Raw genomic sequence first — 6,222 nt, 5'->3', positions numbered from 1 at the left:
GGGGGGCGAGGTGGGCGGCGGTGAGGGTGATCAGGTCGGCTGGGGTGAGTTGGAGTTGGAGGCCGCGCCGGCCGGCCGAGACGTAGATGGTCGGGAAGTCCAGCGCCGACGAGTCGAGCACGGTGGGCAGCCGCTTGCGCTGGCCCAGCGGGCTGATCCCGCCCCGGACGTAGCCGGTGACCCGCTCGGCCACCGTACGGTCGGCCAGCGCCGCCCGCTTGCCGCCGACCGCCGCGGCGAGCGCCTTGAGGTCCAGCTCGCCGGTGACCGGCACGACCGCCACCGTGAGCACGCCGTCGACCTCGGTGACCAGCGACTTGAACACCCGCTCCGGTGGCACGCCCAGCGCCTCGGCGACCAGCCCGCCGTAGTTCGGCGCGTCCGGGGAGACGTCGTACGGATGGGTGCTGTGCGTGATCTTCCGCTTCGCCAGCAGCGCCGTCGCCGGTGTTCCCTGTCCCGCCATGCCCGACAAGCTATCGGCGCGCCGCCCGCCAGGCCATCCGATACCCGCGCCCTGGGACGGGCCGACCGCCGGGCGGCGGGGGGAGGGGTGGTCAGCGGGCCGGCACGGGTTGGCAGAGCAGGGTGGTGGGGGCGCCGGCCACCCGGGTGAGCACCAGGCTGGCGGCGTTGTCGCCGCTCAGTTTCAGGTCGCGGCGCAGCCGCTCCGGCTCCAGCGCCGAGCCGCGCTTGAGGATCTCCACCCGGCCCACCCGCCGCTCACGGAGCAGGGCCCGCAGCCGTTTGAGCGAGAACGGCAGCACGTCGGTGACCGCCAGGCAGCGGGCGTACGGGATGGCGGCCGGCGCGTCGGCGTAGAGATAGGCGATGTCGGGGTCGGCGAGGGTGGCGTCGAGGGTGTCGGCCAGCTCGGCGACCAGGTGGGCGCGGACCACCGCCGGATCCGGGTCGTACAGGTGGTGGCGCACCGGCCCGACCGCCGCCTGCCGGTCGCCGGCGCCGGTCAGCACGTGTGCCGCCGCGCCGCGCAGCACGGTGGCCCGGCGGGGGACCTCGGCCAGCCGGCCGCACCACAGGGTCGCCTCGACCAGGTCACCGTCCACGCTGACCCATTCCGCCTCGGCGCCCGGCGGGATCAGCGCGTGGTCCAGCCCGGGCGCCACCTTCACCACGGTGTACGGCACCCGCTCGGCCAGCCCCAGCACGAAGTCCCACGGCGGCGAGTAGGCGCTCGGGTCGAACACCCGCCGCCCGGTGCCGGCCTTCCGCCGCGCCGGATCGCAGAAGACCGCGTCAACCCGGTCGACGTCGAAGGCGGTGGCGTCACCGCACTCGACCGTGAACAGCTCGGCCACGCCGGCCGCCTCGGCGTTCGCCGCGGCCATCGCGGCGGTCACCGGGTCGGCCTCCACGCCGTACACCCGGATGCCGGCGCGGGCGGCGGCGAGCGCGTCGGCGCCGAGGCCGCTGCCCAGGTCGGCCAGGGTGCGCACCCCGGCGGCGCGCAACCGTTCGGCCCGCCGGTCGGCGACCACCCGGCGGGTGGCCTGCTCCAGCCCCGGGCGGGTGAGGAACATGCCGGCGGCCTCCGGCCCGAACTTGCCGGCCGCCCGGCGGCGCAGCTCGACCTGGGTCAGCGCGGCGGCGGCCAGCCCGGCCGGGACGCCGGCCGAGCGGAGCGCCGACGCCGCGGCCAGCGGGTCGCCGCCGGCCACCTCGGCCGCCGCGGCGAGCGCGGCCGACCCCTCGGCGGTACGCAGGGCGGCGAGCTGATCCAGATCCACCCGGCCATTCTCCCGGCCCGGTTCCGCCTCCTGCGCGTGCCGTCACGTCGGCCGCCGGAGTCCTGGGACGGCACGGTGGCCGCGCAAAAGCTGCTCTCGCTGTCACGGCCTCCCGCTGCGTCATCAGGCCCTCGGGCGAGGTGGCCGGCGATCGACCGTCCCGCGACGCCTGCGGCCCGCGCCCCTGGCCCCGGGCCACTTTCCGCTGGTTGATCCACTCCGGGTGCGGGATCTGGCGGCATCCCGAGCCGGTGGACACCGCGATATCCCGGACACGGCGTGCGGGAGGCCTGGTCCGCCGCCGAGCGGTGGGTCAGTGACGGGTCGGGGTGGCGGCGACGAAGGCCCGCCAGCTCGCCGGGGCGAAGGTGAGCACCGGGCCGGTCGGGTCCTTGCTGTCCCGGACGGCGACCACGCCGGGCAGGTTGTCGGCGACCTCGACGCACGCGCCGCCGTTGTTGGTGCTGCGGGAGGACTTGCGCCAGGCGGCGCGGGTCAGGTCCATGTCTTGGCCACTTCCTCGATCAGCCGGGCGGACTGCCGGCAGGGCAACGCCTCGCCGGTCACAGTCTCCCAGCGTCGTTCGAGGGCGGCAACGTCGTTCGGGCTGTCCACGGTCAGGCCCCGAAGCTGGTTGTCCAGATGGATCAGCTCGGCACCGCTGGCGAGCCTGGCCAGGATGAACGAGCCGCCGAGCCCGGTGTGCCAGGGAGAGTCCGCCGGCACCACGCGGATCTGCACGTTCGGCTCCGCGCCAACGGCCAGCAGATGTGCCAGCTGATCGCGCATGGTGGCCCGGTCGCCGACCTGCCGGCGCAGCGCCTGCTCGTCCAACACGGCGACGAACTGCGGCCGTATGTCGCCGGTCAGCACGGCCTGTCGGGCGAGCCGGGCCACCACCCGCGCCTCGACCTCCTCGGCGGTCAGCTCACCACCCACACCGAGCATCGCCCGCGCGTAGCCCTCGGTCTGGAGCAGGCCGGGGACGGCGCACGCTTCACACCAGCGCAGCGCTATCGCCTCCCGCTCGACCTCCTCCCACGGGCGGAACCAGTCCGGCGCGGCGTGGAGCCGGATCAGCTCCAGCATGGCGACGAAGAGGCCGCCGGTGTCCAGCACCGCGTCGACCCGGGCCAGGTAGTCCGGCTGGACCGGCCGCTCACCGATCTCGACGGCGCTCACCTGGGACGACGAGTAGTTGATCAGCTTGCCCAGCTCCTCCTGGCTGAGCCCCCGTGCCTGGCGGGCCCGGCGAAGCTGATCTCGCAGGAACGTCAGTGTCGGTACCCGGGACATCCGGTCGCTCCCTCCCCTCGGCAACGGTGCCGGCACCGGAGAGTAGGGGGTCGATCACGGTGCGGCGAGGCGTTGCCGGCGTGTCGCGGTGTCCCGTGGCGGAACAGTGGCGGAACTGTGGCGACACGAGGCCCGGGGCGTTGGCACTCTCCTTGACGGAGTGCTAGCCGAGGAATAACCTGCGATTAGCACTCTCACCCTGAGGGTGCCAGCTTCCGGGCCGCGCGGTCCGGGCGCTGAACGCCAGGCGGACCGGCACCCGCGACGACGGCCCCGCCCGGTGGCATGTGGCAGATTGACGCTGGTCGGCACGCCGACCGGTAACGAAACCAGTACCCCAGGAGGGTATGCCCGTGACTACCGCGACCAAGGTTGCGATCAAGCCGCTCGAGGACCGGATCGTGGTCCAGGCGAACGAGGCTGAGACCACCACGGCGTCGGGCATCGTGATCCCCGACACCGCCAAGGAGAAGCCGCAGGAGGGCACCGTCCTCGCTGTCGGCCCGGGCCGGATCGACGACAAGGGCAACCGCGTGCCGATCGACGTCAAGGTCGGCGACACCGTCCTCTACTCGAAGTACGGCGGCACCGAGGTCAAGTACGCCGGCGAGGAGTACCTGGTGCTCTCCGCCCGCGACGTCCTCGCGGTCATCGAGAAGTAAGCAACCGATCAGTGTCGTTGCCCCGGTCCGGCTCGCCGGGCCGGGGCAACGTCGCTTCGAAGGGACATCCATGGCGAAGATCCTGAGCTTTTCGGACGACGCCCGGCACCTGCTCGAGCACGGTGTCAACGCCCTCGCGGACGCGGTCAAGGTCACCCTCGGCCCGCGCGGGCGCAACGTCGTCCTGGACAAGAAGTTCGGTGCGCCCACGATCACCAACGATGGTGTGACCATCGCCAAGGAGATCGAGCTCACCAACCCGTACGAGAACCTCGGCGCACAGCTGGTCAAGGAGGTGGCGACCAAGACCAACGACGTCGCCGGCGACGGGACCACCACCGCGACCGTGCTGGCCCAGGCGATGGTCCGCGAGGGCCTGCGCAACGTCGCGGCCGGCGCCAACCCGACCGGCCTGAAGCGGGGCATCGACGCGGCGGCCAACAAGGTCTCCGAGGCGCTGCTGGCCCGGGCGGTCGAGGTGTCCGACAAGAAGGCGGTCGCGCACGTCGCGACGGTCTCCGCGCAGGACGCCGCCATCGGCGACCTGATCGCCGAGGCGATGGAGAAGGTCGGCCGCGACGGCGTCATCACCGTCGAGGAAGGCTCCACCCTGCACACCGAGCTGGACGTGACCGAGGGTCTCCAGTTCGACAAGGGCTTCATCTCGCCGAACTTCGTCACCGACGTGGAGGCGCAGGAGGCGGTCCTGGAGGACCCGTACATCCTGATCACCACGCAGAAGATCTCGGCGATCGAGGAGCTGCTGCCGCTGCTGGAGAAGGTCCTCCAGAACAGCAAGCCGCTGCTGATCATCGCCGAGGACGTCGAGGGCCAGGCGCTGTCCACCCTGGTGGTCAACGCGATCCGCAAGACCGTCAAGGTCTGCGCGGTCAAGGCTCCCGGCTTCGGCGACCGCCGCAAGGCGATGCTGCAGGACATGGCGATCCTGACCGGCGCCGAGCTGGTCGCCCCGGAGCTGGGCTACAAGCTCGACCAGGTCGGCCTGGAGGTGCTGGGCACCGCCCGTCGCGTGGTGGTGGACAAGGAGAACACCACCGTCGTCGACGGCGGCGGCCAGGCCAGCGAGGTCGCCGACCGGGTGGCCCAGATCCGCAAGGAGATCGAGGCCTCGGACTCCGAGTGGGACCGGGAGAAGCTCGCCGAGCGGCTGGCCAAGCTCTCCGGCGGCATCGCCGTCATCAAGGTGGGCGCGGCGACCGAGGTCGAGATGAAGGAGCGCAAGCACCGCATCGAGGACGCCATCGCGGCGACCAAGGCTGCGGTCGAGGAGGGCACCGTCCCCGGCGGTGGCGCCGCGCTGGCGCAGATCCTGCCGGCGCTCGACGACGACCTGGGCTTCACCGGTGACGAGAAGGTCGGCGTCTCGATCGTGCGCAAGGCGCTGGTCGAGCCGCTGCGCTGGATCGCCCAGAACGCCGGCCACGACGGCTACGTCGTGGTGCAGAAGGTGGTCGGCAAGGAGTGGGGCCACGGCCTCGACGCGGCCACCGGCGAGTACGTCGACCTGGCCGCGTCCGGCATCGTCGACCCGGTGAAGGTGACCCGTAACGCGGTCAGCAACGCCGCCTCGATCGCCGGCCTGCTGCTCACCACGGAGAGCCTCGTGGTGGAGAAGCCGGCCGAGCCGGAGCCGGCCGCCGCCGGGCACGGGCACTCGCACGGCCACGGCCACAGCCACCAGCACGGCCCGGGCTTCTGACCCGGTAGCACCACCGGTCCGGGGCACACCGTCACGCCGACGGTGTGCCCCGGTCGCGTCTCCGGCCCCGCGCCCGCCTCCCCGCGCGAGGCGGTGCGGGCGGCTGGCCACCGCTCCGGGGTGGGATTACGGAACGCTGACGTGGCTACCGACCGGGCCGGCCGATCGGAAAGACTGGCCCGATGAGCACCACGACACGCCGGTACGCCGCGCTGGCCGGGTTCACCGCCGCCGCGGTGGCGATCGGCTCCGCCGAGCTGGTGGCGGTGCTGACCGGCCCCCGCTCGGCTCCGCTGGTCGCCGTCGGCGGGCTGGTCGTCGACACCGTTCCGGAGCCGCTCAAGCAGCTCGGCATCGCGCTCTTCGGCACGTACGACAAGGTCGCTCTGCTGATCGGGACGGCGCTGCTGCTCGGCGCGGCGGCCGCGCTGCTCGGGGTGCTGGCCGTCCGCCGGTTGGCCGTCGGCCTGGCCGGCATCGCGGCCTTCGGGGCGCTCGGGGTGGCCGCCGCGCTGACCCGGGCCGGCGCGGACCTCGCCGACGCCCTGCCCGCGCTGCTCGGTGCCGGGGCGGGCGCGCTGGTGCTCTGGCTCTTCGTGGCCGGCCCGCTGGAACTCGACCCCTGGCCCTGGTCGCCGCCCGAGCCGCTGCCCGCCGCCGCGCGGCCGACCGGCCCGGGGATCGGGGCAACGGGGGCCGGGCCGGCCACCGACGGGCCCGCGGGCCGGCCTGCGGTGGTGGCTCCGCGAGCGGCTGCCGGGCCGGCGGGCGACGTGGAGGGCCGGGCCGCCGGGGC

The 6,222-nt window shown here is 73.6% G+C and carries 6 protein-coding genes and 1 pseudogene; 3 read left to right on the top strand and 4 right to left on the bottom strand.

Translation table 11 applies throughout. The features are described from left to right. The 4 genes from ybaK to DLJ47_RS25390 form a co-directional block, all read right to left on the bottom strand. The coding region (gene ybaK / locus DLJ47_RS25405; protein ID WP_109903494.1) for a Cys-tRNA(Pro) deacylase at positions 1 to 466 on the bottom strand (466 nt) is incomplete at its 3' end. 91 nt (positions 467 to 557) lie between these two features. Beyond that, entirely contained in the window at positions 558 to 1,748 is a 1,191-nt protein-coding gene (locus DLJ47_RS25400; RefSeq protein ID WP_109903492.1) for a THUMP-like domain-containing protein, read from the bottom strand. A 313-nt stretch (positions 1,749 to 2,061) separates the two neighbouring features. Continuing rightward, entirely contained in the window at positions 2,062 to 2,253 is a 192-nt protein-coding gene (locus tag DLJ47_RS25395; RefSeq protein ID WP_109903490.1) for a DUF397 domain-containing protein, read from the bottom strand. After that, positions 2,244 to 3,044 (bottom strand): helix-turn-helix domain-containing protein, encoded by an 801-nt coding sequence (locus DLJ47_RS25390; RefSeq protein WP_109903488.1) that lies wholly within the window; start codon positions 3,042 to 3,044, stop codon positions 2,244 to 2,246. Before DLJ47_RS25390 ends, DLJ47_RS25395 begins: the two co-directional genes overlap by 10 nt. Before the next feature lie 347 nt (positions 3,045 to 3,391). Between DLJ47_RS25390 and groES the strand changes: the two genes are divergently transcribed. From groES to DLJ47_RS25375, 3 genes and pseudogenes are all read left to right on the top strand, one after another. Next, positions 3,392 to 3,706, top strand: a complete 315-nt coding sequence (gene groES / locus DLJ47_RS25385; RefSeq protein ID WP_018222648.1) for a co-chaperone GroES — start codon at positions 3,392 to 3,394, stop codon at positions 3,704 to 3,706. Positions 3,707 to 3,776: 70 nt separating this feature from the next. After that, positions 3,777 to 5,426 carry a chaperonin GroEL gene (gene groL, locus DLJ47_RS25380; protein WP_109903486.1) on the top strand — a complete coding sequence of 550 codons (1,650 nt, stop codon included), beginning with the start codon at positions 3,777 to 3,779 and terminating at the stop codon, positions 5,424 to 5,426. A 182-nt stretch (positions 5,427 to 5,608) separates the two neighbouring features. Further along, positions 5,609 to 6,222 (top strand): annotated as a pseudogene (locus DLJ47_RS25375) (molybdopterin-binding oxidoreductase); the annotation flags it as partial.

The organism is Micromonospora sp. S4605 (assembly GCF_003176715.1).
Lineage (GTDB): Bacteria > Actinomycetota > Actinomycetes > Mycobacteriales > Micromonosporaceae > Micromonospora > Micromonospora echinaurantiaca.
This window is presented reverse-complemented; position numbering and strand designations above follow the sequence as displayed.